Below are 15,491 nucleotides of genomic sequence, written 5' to 3'. Positions count from 1 at the left end.
ACGAGGCTCCCTCTCCCCGTCGGGGAGAGGGGGGCAGTAATGCTGCCGATGTCGTCACCCCTCTCCGACCCGCTTTGCGGGCCATCTCTCCACACCGGGGAGGGGTGAATCAAAGAGCGGTAAGATCATCTCTTCCCCGGAACCCACAACAGCCGATCCGCACGGAAGAGATCATGAGAAGACAGGGATAATGAGCGACGAGGTGGTGATCGTGGGGGCCGGCATTGTCGGCCTCGCCGTTGCGTTTCACCTGCAGGGCGAGGGGCGCCGGGTGCGCCTCGTCGAGCGCGGCTCGGTCGCGGATGGTGCCAGCCGCGGCAATGCCGGCGCCTTTGCCTTCACCGACATCCTGCCGCTCGCCTCGCCCGGCATCATCGGCAGGGCACCGAAATGGCTGATGGACCCGCTGGGCCCGCTCGCCATCCCGCCATCCTACCTGCCTAACATTCTGCCATGGCTCATCCGCTTCTGGCGGGCGAGCCTGCCGGACCGCTATGGCCGCAGCCTCAGGGTGCAGGGCGAGCTGATGCGTGTGGCTTCTGTCGCGATGGAGGCGATGCTGCGCGAGGCAGGGCTCGGCGACCGCGTCCGCGCCGACGGCAATCTCCAGCTCTACGAGAGCGAGGCCGAGCTCGCCGCCTCGCAGCCGGGTTGGGAGGCGCGCGCCCGCGCCGGCATCGCCTTCGAGCATGTGCGCGGCGCCCGCCTCGCCGAGCTGCAGCCCGGCCTCGCGTCGCGCTTCGTCGCCGGCACCTTCACGCCGCACTGGAAGACGGTGGACGATCCCTATCACTTCGCGCTCGCTTTGTTCGATGCGGTGATGGCGCGCGGCGGGGCGATCACCCATAGCGAGGTGGTGTCGGTGGCGTCCAGCGAAACCGGCGCGCGCATGAAGCTGCGCGACGGCACGGCGATCGACGCTGCCCAGGCGGTCATTGCCGGGGGCGCCTGGTCGCGTCCGCTCGCCGCCGGCCTCGGCGATCACATCCCGCTGGAGACCGAGCGCGGCTACAACACCACCCTGCCGCCCGGCGCCTTCGATCTGCACCGCCAGCTCACTTTCGGCGGGCACGGCTTCGTGGTCACGCCGCTGTCGACCGGCATCCGCGTCGGTGGCGCGGTGGAACTCGGCGGACTGAAGCTGCCGCCCAATTTCAGGCGCTCGGAGGCGATGCTGAAAAAGGCCGCCGCCTTCCTGCCGGGGCTGAAGACCTCCGGCGGCACGCAATGGATGGGCTTCCGTCCCTCGCTGCCGGATTCGTTGCCGATTATCGGCCGCTCGAAGGCAAGCGAGCGCATCGTCTATGCCTTCGGCCATGGCCATCTCGGCCTGACGCAAAGCGCCGGCACCGGGCGGATCGTTGCCGACCTCATCGCCGGACGCGCCCCGTCCCTCGACATCGCCCCGCTGCGGGCGGACCGCTTCTAGTCCTCGGATAACAACATCATGGCGCGACACAGCTTCTTCTGCATAGACGGCCACACCTGCGGCAATCCGGTGCGCCTCGTGGCCGGCGGCGGGCCGAACCTCGTCGGCACCACCATGATCGAGAAGCGGGCGCATTTCCTCGCGGAATATGACTGGATCCGCAAGGGCCTGATGTTCGAGCCGCGCGGCCATGACATGATGTCCGGCTCGATTCTCTTTCCGCCCACCCGGCCGGATTGCGACGTCGCCATCCTGTTCATCGAGACCTCCGGCTGCCTCGCCATGTGCGGGCACGGCACCATCGGCACGGTGACGATGGCGATCGAGCACGGTCTCGTCACCCCGAAGACGCCCGGCGTGCTGAAACTTGACACCCCGGCCGGCCTCGTCGTCGCCGAATATCGGCAGGAGGGGCAATATGTCGAGGAGGTCCGCCTCACCAACGTCCCCGGCTTCCTGCATTCCACCAGGCTGACGGCGGAGTGCCCCGGCCTCGGAGAGATCACCGTGGACGTCGCCTATGGCGGCAATTTCTACGCCATCGTCGAGCCGCAGGCCGCCTATCGCGACATGGCCGACTTCACCGCCGGCGACCTCGTGCGCATGAGCCCCGGCCTGCGCGCGGCGCTCAATGCGAAGTACCAGTTCGTCCATCCGGAAAAGCCGGAGATCCGCGGCCTGTCGCACATCCTGTGGACCGGAGCGGCCCGGCATGCCGAGGCGCATGCCCGCAATGCGGTGTTCTATGGCGACAAGGCGATCGACCGCTCGCCCTGCGGCACCGGCACCTCGGCGCGCATGGCACAGCTGGCCGGCAAGGGCCAACTGGGGGTGGGCGACGCCTTCGTGCATGAGAGCATCATCGGCTCGCTGTTCAAGGGCCGGGTCGAGGCGTCCGCGCGGGTCGGCAATTATGACGGCATCGTGCCCTCCATCGGCGGCTGGGCGCGGATGACCGGCTATAACACCATCTTCATCGACGACCGCGACCCCTTCGCGCACGGCTTCATCGTCAGCTGATCCTTCGGAAGGCCTCCTCCATGAAGATCACCGGCATCAAAGCCTGGCAGATAGACCTGCCGCTCAAGGAAGGCCGCTACAACTGGTCGAACGGCAATTTCGTCGAGGTGTTCGATTCCACCGTGGTGGCGGTGGAGACCGATGCCAGCCTCACCGGCTATGCCGAATGCTGCCCGCTCGGCTCGGCCTATCTCCCCGCTTATGCTGCCGGCGTGCGGGCGGGGCTCAAAGAGATCGCGCCGAAGCTGATCGGCCTCGACCCGACCGAGCTCGGCGTGCTGAACCGGCACATGGATTCGGTGCTGCGCGGGCACCCCTATGTGAAGGCCCCCATCGACATCGCCTGCTGGGACATCCTCGGCAAGGCGACCGGCCTGCCGGTCTACAAGCTGCTCGGCGGCGCGGCGCAGGACAGGGTCGCGCTCTACCGCGCCATCTCGCAGGAGGCGCCGGAGGTGATGGCGGCGAAGATCGCCGGCTACAAGGCTGAGGGCTACACCAAGTTCCAGCTGAAAGTGGGCGGCGACGCGGATCGGGACATCGACCGCATCCGCGCCACCCGCGCCATCCTCGACCCGTCCGACATCCTCGTCGCTGATGCCAATACCGGCTGGACGCGGGCGGAGGCGGCGCGGATCGCCGTCGAGGTGGCGGACCTCGACGTGTATATCGAGCAGCCCTGCCCGACCTATGAGGAGTGCCTGTCGGTGCGCGCCCGCACCACGCGGCCCTTCGTGCTCGACGAGGTGATCGACGGGGTGGGCACACTGATGAAGGCGCTGGCCGACGACGCCATGGACATCATCAACCTGAAGATCTCCAAGGTCGGCGGCCTCACCAAGGCCCGGCTGATGCGCGACATCTGCGTCGCTTCGGGCACGCCGATGACCATTGAGGACACCTGGGGCGGCGACATCGTCACCGCGGCCATCGCCCATCTCGCCCGCTCGACACCGGAGGAATTCTGCTTCTCCGCCACCGATTTCAACAGCTACGGCACCGTCGACATCGCCGAGGGCGCGCCCAGGCGCGTCGACGGCTTCATGACCGCGCCCGACGCCCCCGGTCTCGGCATCACGCCGCTCTTCGAGGTGCTCGGCGAGCCGGTGCTGGTGGTTTGATATTTCCTTCTCCCCGTCGGGGAGAAGGTGGCGGCACAGCCGCTGGATGAGGGGTGGGGGAGCGATATTCCCTCACCTCAACCCCTTCCCCGTCGGGGAGAGGGAGCCGATATCGCCCGCTTTCCCATCGAGGCTTCCATGCGCTCCACCAAGATCGTCCATGTCGTCGGCTGCCATGCGGAGGGCGAGGTCGGCGACGTCATCGTCGGCGGTGTCGCCCCGCCGCCGGGCGACACGCTATGGGCGCAGTCGCGCTTCATCGCCGCCGACAACACTCTGCGCAACTTCGTGCTGCAGGAACCCCGCGGCGGCGTCTTCCGCCATGTGAACCTGCTGGTGCCGCCGAAGGACCCGCGCGCGGTGATGGGCTTCATCATCATGGAGCCGGAGGACACGCCGCCCATGTCCGGCTCCAACTCGATCTGTGTCGCTACCGTGCTGGTGGATACCGGCATCGTGCCGATCACCGGCGAGGAAACCCGCATGGTGCTCGAGGCGCCGGGCGGGCTGATCGAGGCGACCGCCTATTGCCGTAACGGCAAGGCCGAGCGGATCAGGGTCGTGAACCATCCCTCCTTCGCCGACAGGCTCGATGCGAAGCTGGAGGTCGAGGGGCTCGGCACCCTCACCGTCGACACCGCCTATGGCGGCGACAGCTTCGTCATCGTCGACGCCCACGCGCTCGGCTTCTCCATCCGCCCCGACGAGGCGAAGGACCTCGCCGAGACCGGCATGAAGATCGTCAAGGCAGCGAATGCCCAGCTCGGCTTCCGCCATCCGGAGAATGCCGATTGGGCCCACATCTCCTTCTGCCAGTTCGCCGCGCCGCTGACCTATGAGGATGGAATGGCATCCGGCGCCAACGCGGTGGCGATCCGTCCCGGCAAGATCGACCGCTCGCCTACGGGCACCGGCTGCTCGGCGCGGCTCGCGGTCCTGCACGCGAAAGGGCGCCTGAAGGTCGGCGATCCGTTCATCGGCCGCTCGATCATCGGCTCGCGCTTCGACTGCCGCATCGAGGAGGAGACGACGATCGGCGGGCGGCCGGCGATTCGGCCCTCGATCATCGGCCGCGCCTTCGTGACGCATACCGCCCAGCTGATGCTCGATCCCGCGGACCCGTGGCCGACCGGCTACCGACTTACCGACACTTGGCCGCTGTGGCAGCAGGACTAGGGTCGGCCGAGAGCACCGGCCTCGGTGCTCTCGCGCCATTGCCGGCGCGAACCGGGGCGCGCTGCCGCCGCAACGGTTCTGGCGGTGGAGCGCCGGGCATCATGGTCCGTTGACTGCCGCTCAGAAGTCGCGCAGCAGGCGTTCCAGATAGTCGAGTTCCAGCTGCGGGCGCTGCGGATCGCCGAAGCGGCGGCGCAGCTCCTCCAGCACCCGGCGGGCGCGCTGCACGTCCATCTCGTCCGGCACCTTCACGGTGGTGTCGTCGCCATAATCGCGCGAGCGCAGCGGCCGGCCGAGCGGATCGGTGCGCTCGGCCTGCTGGCCGGAGGGCGAACCGGGGCCGCCATCCGGGCCCTGTTGCTGCTGCATGGCCTCGGCCATCTGCTGGGCGCCGCGGCGCAGCGACTGCAGCGCCTCGTTCTGGGCGTCCACCGCGCCGGTGCCATCGCCATTGCCCAGCGCCTGCTCCGCCTCGCGCATCGCCTGTTCCGCCTCGGCAAGGCCCCCCTCGCCGGGCATGCCCTGACCCTGCTGACCCTGGCCCTGCTGGCCTTGCCCTTGCTGGCCCTGACCCTGCTGGCCCTGCTGCCCTTGTTGTCCCTGCTGGCCTTGCTGGCCGCGATTGCGCATCGCCTGCTGCATCTTTTCCCGCAGCTGCTTCAGCTGGTCGCGCAGCTGCTGCTGGTTCTGCTGCAGCTGGCCGAAGTCCTGCCCTTGCTGGCCCTCGCCCTGCTGCCCTTGTTGCCCCTGCTCGCCCTGCTGGCCTTGCTGACCCTGACGGAACGTCTGGTCGCGCAGGCGCTGCTGGCGGCGGATCATGTCGCCGAGCTGATCCATGGCCTGCGACATCTGGCTCTGGCCCGGGCGGCGTTGCTGCTGGCGGCCGGCCTGCAGGCCGTTCAGCATGTTCTGCAACTCGCTCAGCATCTGCCGCGCGGCGTCGCGGGCGCCGTTGCGGGCCATGTTCTCGATATTGTCGAGCATCTTCTGCAGGTCTTGCGGCCGGACGGTGCGGACATTCGGATCCGGCGGCGCGTCCGCCATCTCGCCATTGCGCTGCGCCTCCTGGGCGAGCGCCTTCATGAAGTCCTCCATCGCCTTGCGCAGCTCCTGCGCCAGCTTCTGGATCTCCTGGTCGCTCGCGCCGTTCTCCAGCGCGTCCTGCAGCGCCTGCTGGGCGTCGCGCAGCCGCTTCTCGACGTCCGACATGTCGCCGTCCTCGATGCGGACTGCGATTTCCCAGAGATAATCGACCACGCCGCGCAGCTCGTCGTCGCTGCGCGCGGCTTCCAGCCGCCAATAGGCGGTGCGCAGGCCGAGATAATGCGCCGGATCCGGCGTGAAGCGTTCCGGGGCGATCGCCAGCGCCTCCAGCGCCGCCGAGACCCGCTCGCGCCGGTTGGCATCGAAAGCCAGCACCCGCCGTTCCTCGACCAAAGCGCGGGCGAGCGGGTTGTTGAAGGCTCGAGCCGGCAGGGTGACGCTCTTGGGTGCCGTAGAACCGATATTGCCGGCGTCGTCGCGGGCGACCAGGGTAAGCATCACCCGCGAGCCCGCCCAGGGGCTTTCGGTGAGGTCCTTGGTGGTCTGGCCGGTGCCGGATTTCGGCCGTCCGCCGGGCAGGGGCAGCGGGAAGTTCGGTGCCTCCACCAGCGGATGAGGCTCTGGCCGCGCCGGCGCGTTCTTCAGCGCGAACAGCGGCGCCGGCTCCGGCACGGCGACAAAGCGGGCCTCGGCACCGGTGACGCCGTAATCGTCCTCCACCTTGTAGGCAAGCACGAGGCCGGTGCGGCCGGAAGCGCCCGGCTCCTTGGCGAAGGAGATGGCGGGCGGCTTGTCGGGCACCACGGTGAACTGCCAGGTCAGGCTGCGCCCATCCGGCCCGGCGATGCGGGCCGAACCGTCGCTGGCGATGACGAAGCGCTGCTCGCCGGCGTCGGGGCGCCTGGCCTCTGCCTTGGCGTCTACAGGCTTGGCATCCGCGGGCTTGATATCCGTGGGCTTGCTATCCGTGGGCTTGGCATCAGCCTGTCCGGCGTTGCCTTGCCCGGTGGCCGCCGCCTGTTCGTCCGCTTCCGGTTCGGGCGCGGCAATGCCGCCGGAAACCGAGAGCGGCGAGCCGGCAAGGCCGGTCACCCGCACCACCAGCTCGCTGCCGGCCGGCACGCTCATCGCCGCCGCGCCGTGTGTCTGCGGTTCCGTCGTCGCGGCGGCGGCGGTATCGCGGCTCTCTTCGGAGCGCAGTCCCGGCAGGATCACCGGCGGACGGCCGGTATAGGCGGGCGGGTTCACCCAGGCATCGATGCGGTACGGGCTGGGCTGGACCGCGGCCGTCCAGTCGAAGGCGGCGCCGATGCGCCGCAGATGGTCGCCCGTGGCGATGAAGAAGCTGGCGATGACGCCGAGCAGCACCAGGGCGCGGAAAGCGCGCGGGTCGCGCGCGGCAAGGCGCGGCGACGGCAGGCCGGCCTTCAGCGTTCCGAGCTGCCCGGCAACGCGGTTCAGATGCGCGCGCCACAGCGCCGCCGCCACGGGGTCGTCGGGCCGGGAGGCGAGGTGGTCGGCCAGCGCCGTCACCGGGCGGTGGGTGATGCCGCTGGTGCGGTCGAGCCGTGCCAGCGCCTCGTCCTCGGAGGGACGTCGGATGCGCAGTGCCGGCAGGAGTGCCGCCGCCAACAGCAGCACGAACAGGATCAGCCCGATGAGGCGGCCATAGGTCGGCAGCATCAGCCACAGGCCGAGCCAGGAGGCGATGAGGAAGATGCCGAGCGCGCCGAGCGCGGTAGCGAGAACCGGCCAGATGCGTTCCCACATCAGCGCCGCGCCGGCGCGGCGCAGTGCCTTCGTCAGCCGCGCCTCCGCGCGTTCGACGATCGCCGCGCGGCGCGTCTCGCCGCCGGTGGATTGCGAATGTTCTTCCGGTGTCGCCGTCACGCGCTCAAGCCTCCGACACACCAACCCCGTCAGCCACGCCCCAGCGTCACCTTAACAGCTATGCGCGCAGGCGCTACCCCCGCCGCAAAAGCAGGCATGCCCATCTGTTCATCGCTGCGTGAACGGCCGGGGCCGGCGCCGGGCCGGAATTGTGGCGGCTGGGTGGCGACCCGGCTCAGCCGAGCCAGCCGGGCACCTTGTCGAGCGCGATCAGCGCCTCGGCGTCCAGGCGGGGGCGCACCACGGCATATGCGCCGCCGCGCACCAGAACTTCGGGCACCAGCGGCCGCGTATTGTAGGTGGTGGCCTGCACCGCGCCATAGGCGCCGGCGGTCATCACCGCGATGAGGTCGCCGGCCTTCAGCCCCGGCAGCCGCCGCCCCAGCGCCAGGAAATCGCCGGATTCGCACACCGGCCCGACCACGTCGGCCACCATGTCCCCGCCACCGGCCGCCGCTGCGCGCACGGGCAAAATTTCGTGATGGGCGTCGTAGAGCGTCGGGCGGATGAGATCGTTCATCGCCGCGTCGACGATGACGAAGGTCTTGCCCTCCCCCTCCTTCACATAGAGCACGCGGGAGACCAGCACGCCGGCATTGGCGACGATCAGCCGTCCGACCTCGAAGACGAGGCCGAGGCCGAGATTGTGGGTGTGCCGCTTGATCAGCGCCGCATAGGCCGAGGGCGGCGGCGGGTCCGGCTCGCCGGCGACATAGGGCACGCCGAGCCCGCCGCCGAGGTCGAGATGGGTCAGCGGGAAGCCTTCCGCCAGCAGGTCGCGGGCCAGCTCGGCCAGCACCGCGGCGGCGTTGTCGAACGGTTCGAGATCGGTGATCTGGCTGCCGATATGCATGTCGACGCCCGTCACCCTTATCCCCGGCAGCGAGGCGGCGTGGCGATAGACCTGACGGGCGCGCGACACCGGAATGCCGAACTTGTTCTCCGACTTGCCGGTGGAGATCTTGGCGTGGGTCTTGGCGTCGACGTCCGGGTTGACTCGAATCGATACCGGCGCGGCGATGCCATGGCTCACGGCCACTTCCGAGAGGGTCAGCAGTTCGGGCTCGCTCTCGACATTGAAGCACATGATTCCGGCGTCGAGCGCCGCCGCCATTTCCTCGCGGGTCTTGCCGACGCCGGAGAACACGATCTTGTGCGGCTCCACCCCGGCCGCCAGCGCCCGCTTCAGCTCGCCGCCGGAGACGATGTCGGCGCCGGCGCCGAGCTTCGCCAGCGTGCGGATCACCGCCTGGTTGGAATTGGCCTTCAGCGCGTAGCACACCGTCGCCTTGGTATCGGCGAAGGCCCCGGCAAACACGGTGTAGTGCCGCTCCAGCGTCGCGGTCGAATAGACATAGACCGGGGTCCCGACCTCGCGGGCGATGTCGGCGAGGCTGACGTCCTCGGCATGGAGGACGCCGTCGCGATAGGTGAAGTGGTGCATGGCGAGCCCGAATTTTGGCGAAGCCGGAAGGCTGGAGACGGCCGTCGACTACAGAAGGCCGTCGAGGAAGAAGGGCTTGTTCGGTTTCACCGGGCCGGTGTCTTTCGGCATCTTGCCGTCCGGACCGGGAGTGCCGAGCGCGGTACCGGGCGGCGGTTCCAGCGGGCCCTTGACGCCGCAGCCGGCAACAGCGAGCGCGCCGCCGAGCGCGAGCAGGGCGGGAAGGAGGCGGAGCGCGGCAGGCAGCGGCGGCAGTCGGTTCGGGCGGGGCACGGAGCTTCCTCGGAAGAAGTGGGCGAGCGCACTATAGCGGCGAATCGGCGAAAGGCGAGACCGGCGAAGGGCCTGCCTCTGGCGGGCGTCGGCCCTCAGGCGTCGAAGGTCACCATCACCGGGATATGGTCGGAAGGCCGCTCCCAGCCGCGGGCGTCGCGCAGCACGGTCATGGCGGTGGCTGTCGGCGCGAAGGCCGGGCTCGCCCACACATGGTCGAGCCGGCGGCCGCGATTGGACGCCGCCCAGTCGGCGGCACGGTAGCTCCACCACGTGTAGAGCTTCTCCGAAGGCGGTACGAAATTGCGCATCACGTCGACCCAGCCCCCCGCCGCCTGCAGCCGGGCGAACCGCTCGACCTCGATCGGCGTGTGGCTGACCACGTCGAGCAGCTGCTTGTGGCTCCACACATCGGTTTCCAGCGGCGCGATGTTGAGATCACCCACCAGCACCGAGCGTGCGCCCGGCGCGGTCGGGTGCAGCGTCTCCCATTCGGTCGCCTCGTCGAGGAACGCGAGCTTGTGCTTGAACTTGGGATTGAGCTCGGGGTCGGGAATGTCGCCGCCGGCGGGGATGTAGAAATTGTGCAGGGTCAGCGGCGCGGCGAGCCCGGCCTCCTTGCCCAGCACCACGGAAATATGGCGGGCGTCGCCCATGTCGCAGAAGCCCTGCCGGCTGACGCTCTCGAACGGCCGCTTCGAGAGGATGGCGACGCCGTGATAGCCCTTCTGGCCGTGGATCGCCGCATGCGGATAGCCGAACCGCGCTGCGTCCTTCAGCGGGAAGCGGTCGTCCGGGGTCTTGGTCTCCTGGAGGCAGATGACGTCCGGCTGGAGTTCGGCGGCGAGGCGGGCGACGAGCTCGATGCGCAGGCGCACCGAATTGATGTTCCAGGTGGCGATGGAGAGCGGCACGGGCGGGACCTTGCGCAAGGCGGCCGCGCGGAAGGGCGCGACGGAGGGGGATGTTGACCCCTTCTATCAATCCAGCGCATCGGGATGAAGGGAGTGCGTGCCAGAGAATGTCCGCTGCATCAGTGAGCAGCCGGTGTGCCTGCCGCGATGTTCGAAATGGGCGCGTTGTCCCGTGGTGCCGAGTTTGTGCGGTCGAACCGGACCATGGCATTGCGGGCAGCGCATGATATCCGCACGGCGATTCAGGGCATCCTCCACACGCAGAGGTTGCCAGCTGCCGTTCTCCCAAACCTCGCAGGCTTCGACAATCAGTTCCGCCATGCCGCCATTTTTCGTGGCGGTAGATGCTTCGTCAATTCCGGTTGATGACGAACAGCATCGGGTCCGGGCGCTCGGAGGTATCGAGGTTGGACACCGCCACGGTGGTGTCGAACCCTTGCGGGTCGGTCACCGTCCACTGCTTCAGCTGCATGGTCTTGGCGTCGAACATGATCATCAGCCGGTAGGTGCCGACCATGGGCTGCTTCTCCTCCAGCACCACGGTGGCGAACACGTCGTCCTGGTAGACGCCGGTGACGTTGGCGTTGCGGGCAAGGTCGAAATTCTCCGACAGCAGGAAGCGCAGCGGGGTGGCCGAGAGCGGGGTGATGTCCTGCGTCTTCAGCTTCTTGTCGCGCACCGCCACCGAGCGGCCATCGGCCACCAGCTCGACCCGGCTCGGTGGGTCGTATTCGAACAGCACGCGGCCGGGCTTCAGCAGATAGAACTGCCCCTGCCGGCGGGTGCCGTCCGGATCAACCTGCACGAAGTTGCCGGTCATGTTCTTGAAGCTGTTGAAATAGGTGTTGATGCGCTGGACCGTCTGCTGCGCGGCGCGCTGGCCCGCGGCGGCGGCCACCTGCACCGGCGCCGCGTCCGGCGCGTCGGCCTGCACCGAGGGCGGCAGCGGCACGCCGTCCGGCTGCTGCGCGAGCGCCGGGGCGGCAAGCAGCGCGAGGGCGATGCAGAGGGAGGCAGACAGGATCGGGCGCATTGGGCACTCTCGTCGGGCGCGCGCGGCGCGGGGCGGGGCGTCGGGTCGTGCATCTAGGCGGTAGGCGTTCGCTGTGGCGAGGATAAGGCTGCGCCGCCCGCGCGGCGTCAACCGGCGCGCGCGTCGTCGGGTTCCACCAGGATCTCGCGCTTGCCGGCATGGTTGGCGGCCGAGACGAGGCCTTCGTTCTCCATCCGCTCCATGATCGAGGCGGCGCGGTTGTAGCCGATCTGCAGCCGGCGCTGGATGTAGCTGGTCGAGGCCTTGCGATCGCGCATCACCACCGCCACCGCCTGCTCATAGAGGCCGCCGCCCTCGCCGCCGCCCATCGCGCCCCTGTCGAACACCGCGCCATCCTCGCCGACGTCCCCCTCGTCCTCGTCGGTGGTGACGGCGTCGAGATAGTCCGGCTGGCCCTGCGTCTTCAGGTGCTCGACGACGCGCTCCACCTCCTGGTCGGAGACGAACGGCCCGTGCACGCGCGAGATGCGCCCGCCGCCGGCCATGTAGAGCATGTCGCCCTGGCCGAGCAGCTGCTCGGCGCCCATCTCGCCGAGGATGGTCCGCGAATCGATCTTGCTGGTCACCTGGAAGGAGATGCGGGTCGGGAAATTGGCCTTGATGGTGCCGGTGATGACGTCGACGCTCGGGCGCTGGGTGGCCATGATCAGGTGGATGCCGGCGGCGCGGGCCATCTGGGCGAGGCGCTGGATGGCGCCCTCGATGTCCTTGCCGGCGACCATCATCAGGTCGGCCATCTCGTCGACGACGATGACGATGTAGGGCAGCGGCGTGAGGTCCATCTCCTCGCGCTCATAGATCGCCTCGCCGGTCTCGCGGTCGAAGCCGGTCTGCACCGTGCGCACGATCTGCTCGCCCTTGGCCTGCGCCTCGAGGATGCGGGCGTTGAAGCCGTCAATGTTGCGCACGCCGACCTTCGACATCTTGCGGTAGCGCTCCTCCATCTCGCGCACCGCCCATTTCAGCGCCACCACCGCCTTCTTCGGGTCGGTGACGACAGGCGAGAGCAGATGCGGGATGCCGTCATAGACGGAAAGCTCCAGCATCTTCGGATCGATCAGGATCAGCCGGCACTGGTCCGGGCGGTGCCGGTACAGCAGCGACATGATCATGGTGTTGATGGCGACCGACTTGCCCGAGCCGGTGGTGCCGGCCACCAGCAGATGCGGCATGCGGGCGAGGTCGACGATCACCGGCTCGCCGCCGATAGTCTTGCCCAGCGCCAGCGCCAGCTTGTGCGCCGCCTCGCCGAAATCCTTGGCGGCGATGATCTCGCGCAGCAGCACCTTCTCGCGCTTGGGGTTGGGCAGCTCGATGCCGATGGCGTTCTTGCCGGGGATCACCGCCACGCGGGCGGAGACCGCGCTCATCGAGCGGGCGATGTCGTCGGCGAGGCCGATGACGCGGCTGGACTTGATGCCGGGCGCCGGCTCCAGCTCGTAGAGCGTCACCACCGGGCCGGGCCGGGCATTGACGATCGCGCCGCGCACCCCGAAATCGTCCAGCACGCTTTCGAGATCGCGGGCGTTCTGCTCCAGCGCCTCGTCGTCGAGCGCCGGGCCCAGGCGTGCCGGCGGCGGGCTGAGCAGGTCGAGGCCGGGATGGGCGTAGCGCAGCCGCTCCTCGTCGCGCTCGGCGCGGCCGCCGCGGATCGAGCGCAGCGGCGGCCGGCGGCCGGTACGGGTCTTCTCCGGCACCGGGTGCGCCGGGGGCAGGTCGTCATCCGGCGCATCGAGGAAGCCGGCCTCGTCGCGGTCGTCGGCATCCCACTCGCCGGCGTCTTCATCGTCCCCGCCGCGGAAGTTCGGCTCGCGGCGCGGTCCGCGCGGCGTCAGCTCATCCTCGTCCTCGATGCCGAAGAGCGAGCCGAGACGCGCCATCATGCCGCGACGGCGGCGCGGATAGAAGGTGCGCCCGGGCAGGATCCAGGCCTTCAGCGTCAGCCACCAATGGGCGAGGGCGCCCATGGACAGCAGCCCGAAGCGGGCCGGCTCGTCGTCCTCGAAGGCGCTGGCGTCGTCGTCCTCCTCCACTGCTTCCTGGCGCTTCAGGCCGACGCCGAAGGCGAGGGGCAGGGTCATCACCGCGCCGAACAGGCACAACGCCCCGGCGATCGTGTAGTCGAAGGAAGTCAGCCAGCCGGAGCGGATGAGCGAGGGCAGGATCAGCATCGCCTCGCCCAGCACGCCGCCGAGCCCGCTCGGCAGCGGCCAGGTGCCGAAGCGCGGCAGGCAGGCGGAAAATCCGGCCGCGAAGGCGGTTCCTGCGACGAGGGCGATGATCCGCGCCCGCATCCGGTGCGGCGGGCGATGCGTCAGCAGCCGCCAGCCCCACACGCCGACCGGCAGCACCACCGCGAGGCAGGCGACGCCGAACAGCTGCATCATCAGGTCGGCGACCACCGCACCCGGCACGCCGAGCAGATTGTGCGGCTCGGCGGCGCTGGAGCGCGACAGGCTGGGATCGTTGGCGGACCAGGTCGCCAGCGCCGCCAGCATCAGGCCGCACAGGCCGACGAGGACGAGGCCGCCGAGCTCGGCGGCGCGCCGGTGCAGCACGTTGCGCACTTCCTCCGGCAGCAGCCGGCGGCGGGCGCCGCGGCCACGCACCGAGGCGCCGGCCCGCGATCTCTGGGCCGGGCGCGGCGGTACGACGTCGGGGCTGGCGGCGCGAGGCTGTCCCTGCCGCGTCCGCGGCGTCCGGCCCGTCGACTGTGTCTGCCCGCCCATCATCCCGCCCCGCTCCCGCTTGCCACCCAAGGCCCGGCTCAGCTCAATCCGGCCACCACGCGCGGCAGCGCCGCCTGCGTGGTGGCGAGGTCCTGCACCAGTGCGAGGCGCAGATAACCCGCGCCCGGATTGCGTCCGTCGGCTTCCGAGCGGCACAGATAGCCGCCGGGGACGGTGCGCAGTCCCTCGCGCTGCCAGAGTCTTCGCGCCGCCGCCTCGCCGCCGCCGATGCCGGCGACGTCGAGCCACAGGAAGAAGCCGCCATCCGGCCGCTCATAGCCGAAGCGGCCGGCGAAGACCCGGTCGGCGATATCGAATTTGGCGCGGTAGAGAGCGCGGCTTTCCTCGACATGCGCCTCGTCGGCGAGGGCGGCGATGCCGACATGCTGCAGCGGCTCGGGAACCTGCGGCGCCGCCACGTTGCGCAGATCGGCGAAGGCGGCCATGAAGCCGGCGTCGCCGGCGCAGAAGCCGCAGCGCAGCCCCGGCAGGCTGGAGCGCTTGGAGAGCGAGTTGAACGTCACCACCCCGGCATAGTCGGGACCGGCGACTTCCAATATGCCGGTCGGCGGCGCGTCGCCGAGCCAGATTTCCGAATAGCACTCGTCGGCGAAGACGAGGATCTCGTGGGCGCGGGCGATCGCCACCAGCCGCTCGAGATAGGCCTTCGGCGCGATGGTGCCCTGCGGATTGGCCGGCGAGGCGAAATAGAGCGCGACGGTGCGGGCGAGCACGCGCGGATCCAGCGCATCAAGGTCGGGCAGCCAGCCGCCGGACGCGGGCAGCGGCAGCGGCACGCTCTCGCAGCCGGCCGCATCGGCGCCGGCGCCATAGGCGGCGTAGAACGGGTTGGGCAGCAGGATGGCCGGGCTGCCGGCGTCGGCGACCGCCTTCGCCTTGGCGGGGGAGACCAGCCGGCGGGCGAGGACGGCGGCGAGAAACAGCCCTTCGCGCGAGCCGTTGAGCACCAGGACCTCGCGCTCGGAATCGAGCGGGCGGGGCAGCGCGTAGCGGCGCCCGCACCATGCGGCGGCGGCGGCGCGGAATTCCGGCAGCCCCTTCCCGGCCGGGTAGCGGCCGAAGCCGTCGAGATGGGCGGCCAGCACCGTGCCGACGAAGGGCGGCGGCGCGTGGCGAGGTTCCCCCACCGCGAGGCTCAGCGGCGGCTTGCCCGGCTCGATGTCGGCCAGCAGCTCGCCGAGGCGGATGAAAGGCGAGCGCGCGGCCGGTCCCGGATCCGGCCGGGAGGCTTCCGGCGACGGCGGGCGATCATCGGTGACGTCGAACTTCGAGGCGGGCACGGGGGTCATGTCCATCATGGTTAGCGATTCAAGATAGCGCCGGCGGGTAAAGGCGCTCTTAACCATGACCACAGCAGGGCGGAGGCCGATCATCGC

The 15,491-nt window shown here is 69.7% G+C and carries 12 protein-coding genes; 4 read left to right on the top strand and 8 right to left on the bottom strand.

Annotated elements, in window-relative coordinates; all coding sequences use genetic code 11:
* The first annotated feature begins 190 nt into the window (after positions 1-190).
* The 4 genes from J2X65_RS09020 to J2X65_RS09005 all read left to right on the top strand — a co-directional run bounded on the left by J2X65_RS09020 (position 191) and on the right by J2X65_RS09005 (position 4,746).
* The gene (locus tag J2X65_RS09020) at positions 191-1,429 is read left to right on the top strand and encodes an FAD-dependent oxidoreductase (protein ID WP_310200413.1); all 1,239 of its coding nucleotides are present in this window, start codon (positions 191-193) and stop codon (positions 1,427-1,429) included.
* A gap of 18 nt (positions 1,430-1,447) precedes the next feature.
* On the top strand, positions 1,448-2,449 hold the full coding sequence (locus tag J2X65_RS09015; RefSeq protein WP_310200410.1) for a 4-hydroxyproline epimerase: 1,002 nt from the start codon (positions 1,448-1,450) through the stop codon (positions 2,447-2,449).
* Positions 2,450-2,469: 20 nt separating this feature from the next.
* Positions 2,470-3,570 carry a cis-3-hydroxy-L-proline dehydratase gene (locus J2X65_RS09010; protein ID WP_310200408.1) on the top strand — a complete coding sequence of 367 codons (1,101 nt, stop codon included), beginning with the start codon at positions 2,470-2,472 and terminating at the stop codon, positions 3,568-3,570.
* A 138-nt stretch (positions 3,571-3,708) separates the two neighbouring features.
* Complete coding sequence (locus J2X65_RS09005; RefSeq protein WP_310200406.1) at positions 3,709-4,746, top strand: trans-3-hydroxy-L-proline dehydratase; 1,038 nt, start codon at positions 3,709-3,711, stop codon at positions 4,744-4,746.
* 120 nt (positions 4,747-4,866) lie between these two features.
* On the opposite strand, the gene J2X65_RS09000 is transcribed toward J2X65_RS09005, so the two are convergent.
* The 8 genes from J2X65_RS09000 to J2X65_RS08965 all read right to left on the bottom strand — a co-directional run bounded on the left by J2X65_RS09000 (position 4,867) and on the right by J2X65_RS08965 (position 15,404).
* Positions 4,867-7,680 (bottom strand): TIGR02302 family protein, encoded by a 2,814-nt coding sequence (locus tag J2X65_RS09000; RefSeq protein ID WP_310200404.1) that lies wholly within the window; start codon positions 7,678-7,680, stop codon positions 4,867-4,869.
* Between the two features lie 175 nt (positions 7,681-7,855).
* Complete coding sequence (lysA, locus tag J2X65_RS08995; protein ID WP_310200402.1) at positions 7,856-9,124, bottom strand: diaminopimelate decarboxylase; 1,269 nt, start codon at positions 9,122-9,124, stop codon at positions 7,856-7,858.
* Between the two features lie 48 nt (positions 9,125-9,172).
* Entirely contained in the window at positions 9,173-9,397 is a 225-nt protein-coding gene (locus J2X65_RS08990) for an LPS translocon maturation chaperone LptM (protein WP_271180634.1), read from the bottom strand.
* Positions 9,398-9,492: 95 nt separating this feature from the next.
* Positions 9,493-10,311: an exodeoxyribonuclease III gene (locus tag J2X65_RS08985; RefSeq protein WP_310200734.1), complete on the bottom strand. Its 819-nt coding sequence runs from the start codon at positions 10,309-10,311 to the stop codon at positions 9,493-9,495.
* A 66-nt stretch (positions 10,312-10,377) separates the two neighbouring features.
* Positions 10,378-10,632, bottom strand: coding sequence for a hypothetical protein (locus J2X65_RS08980; RefSeq protein ID WP_310200400.1), 255 nt, complete (start codon positions 10,630-10,632; stop codon positions 10,378-10,380).
* Between the two features lie 31 nt (positions 10,633-10,663).
* A complete protein-coding gene (locus tag J2X65_RS08975; protein ID WP_310200398.1) occupies positions 10,664-11,344 on the bottom strand; it encodes an outer-membrane lipoprotein carrier protein LolA in 681 nt (226 codons plus the stop codon).
* A 107-nt stretch (positions 11,345-11,451) separates the two neighbouring features.
* Complete coding sequence (locus tag J2X65_RS08970; protein WP_404977688.1) at positions 11,452-14,094, bottom strand: DNA translocase FtsK; 2,643 nt, start codon at positions 14,092-14,094, stop codon at positions 11,452-11,454.
* A 38-nt stretch (positions 14,095-14,132) separates the two neighbouring features.
* Positions 14,133-15,404 (bottom strand): aminotransferase class I/II-fold pyridoxal phosphate-dependent enzyme, encoded by a 1,272-nt coding sequence (locus J2X65_RS08965; protein WP_310200732.1) that lies wholly within the window; start codon positions 15,402-15,404, stop codon positions 14,133-14,135.
* Positions 15,405-15,491 lie beyond the last annotated feature (87 nt).

Origin of the sequence: Ancylobacter sp. 3268, from assembly GCF_031456575.1 — a bacterium.
Lineage (GTDB): Bacteria > Pseudomonadota > Alphaproteobacteria > Rhizobiales > Xanthobacteraceae > Ancylobacter.
This window is presented reverse-complemented; position numbering and strand designations above follow the sequence as displayed.

Bases quoted from the DNA above. Each gene is read 5' to 3' on its own strand.
- J2X65_RS09020 (WP_310200413.1), top strand. From the start codon at position 191: ATGAGCGACGAGGTGGTGATCGTGGGGGCCGGCATTGTCGGCCTCGCC.
- J2X65_RS08980 (WP_310200400.1), bottom strand. From the start codon at position 10,632: ATGGCGGAACTGATTGTCGAAGCCTGCGAGGTTTGGGAGAACGGCAGC.
- J2X65_RS09015 (WP_310200410.1), top strand. From the start codon at position 1,448: ATGGCGCGACACAGCTTCTTCTGCATAGACGGCCACACCTGCGGCAAT.
- J2X65_RS08970 (WP_404977688.1), bottom strand. From the start codon at position 14,094: ATGGGCGGGCAGACACAGTCGACGGGCCGGACGCCGCGGACGCGGCAG.
- lysA (WP_310200402.1), bottom strand. From the start codon at position 9,124: ATGCACCACTTCACCTATCGCGACGGCGTCCTCCATGCCGAGGACGTC.
- J2X65_RS09010 (WP_310200408.1), top strand. From the start codon at position 2,470: ATGAAGATCACCGGCATCAAAGCCTGGCAGATAGACCTGCCGCTCAAG.
- J2X65_RS08975 (WP_310200398.1), bottom strand. From the start codon at position 11,344: ATGCGCCCGATCCTGTCTGCCTCCCTCTGCATCGCCCTCGCGCTGCTT.
- J2X65_RS08965 (WP_310200732.1), bottom strand. From the start codon at position 15,404: ATGACCCCCGTGCCCGCCTCGAAGTTCGACGTCACCGATGATCGCCCG.
- J2X65_RS09005 (WP_310200406.1), top strand. From the start codon at position 3,709: ATGCGCTCCACCAAGATCGTCCATGTCGTCGGCTGCCATGCGGAGGGC.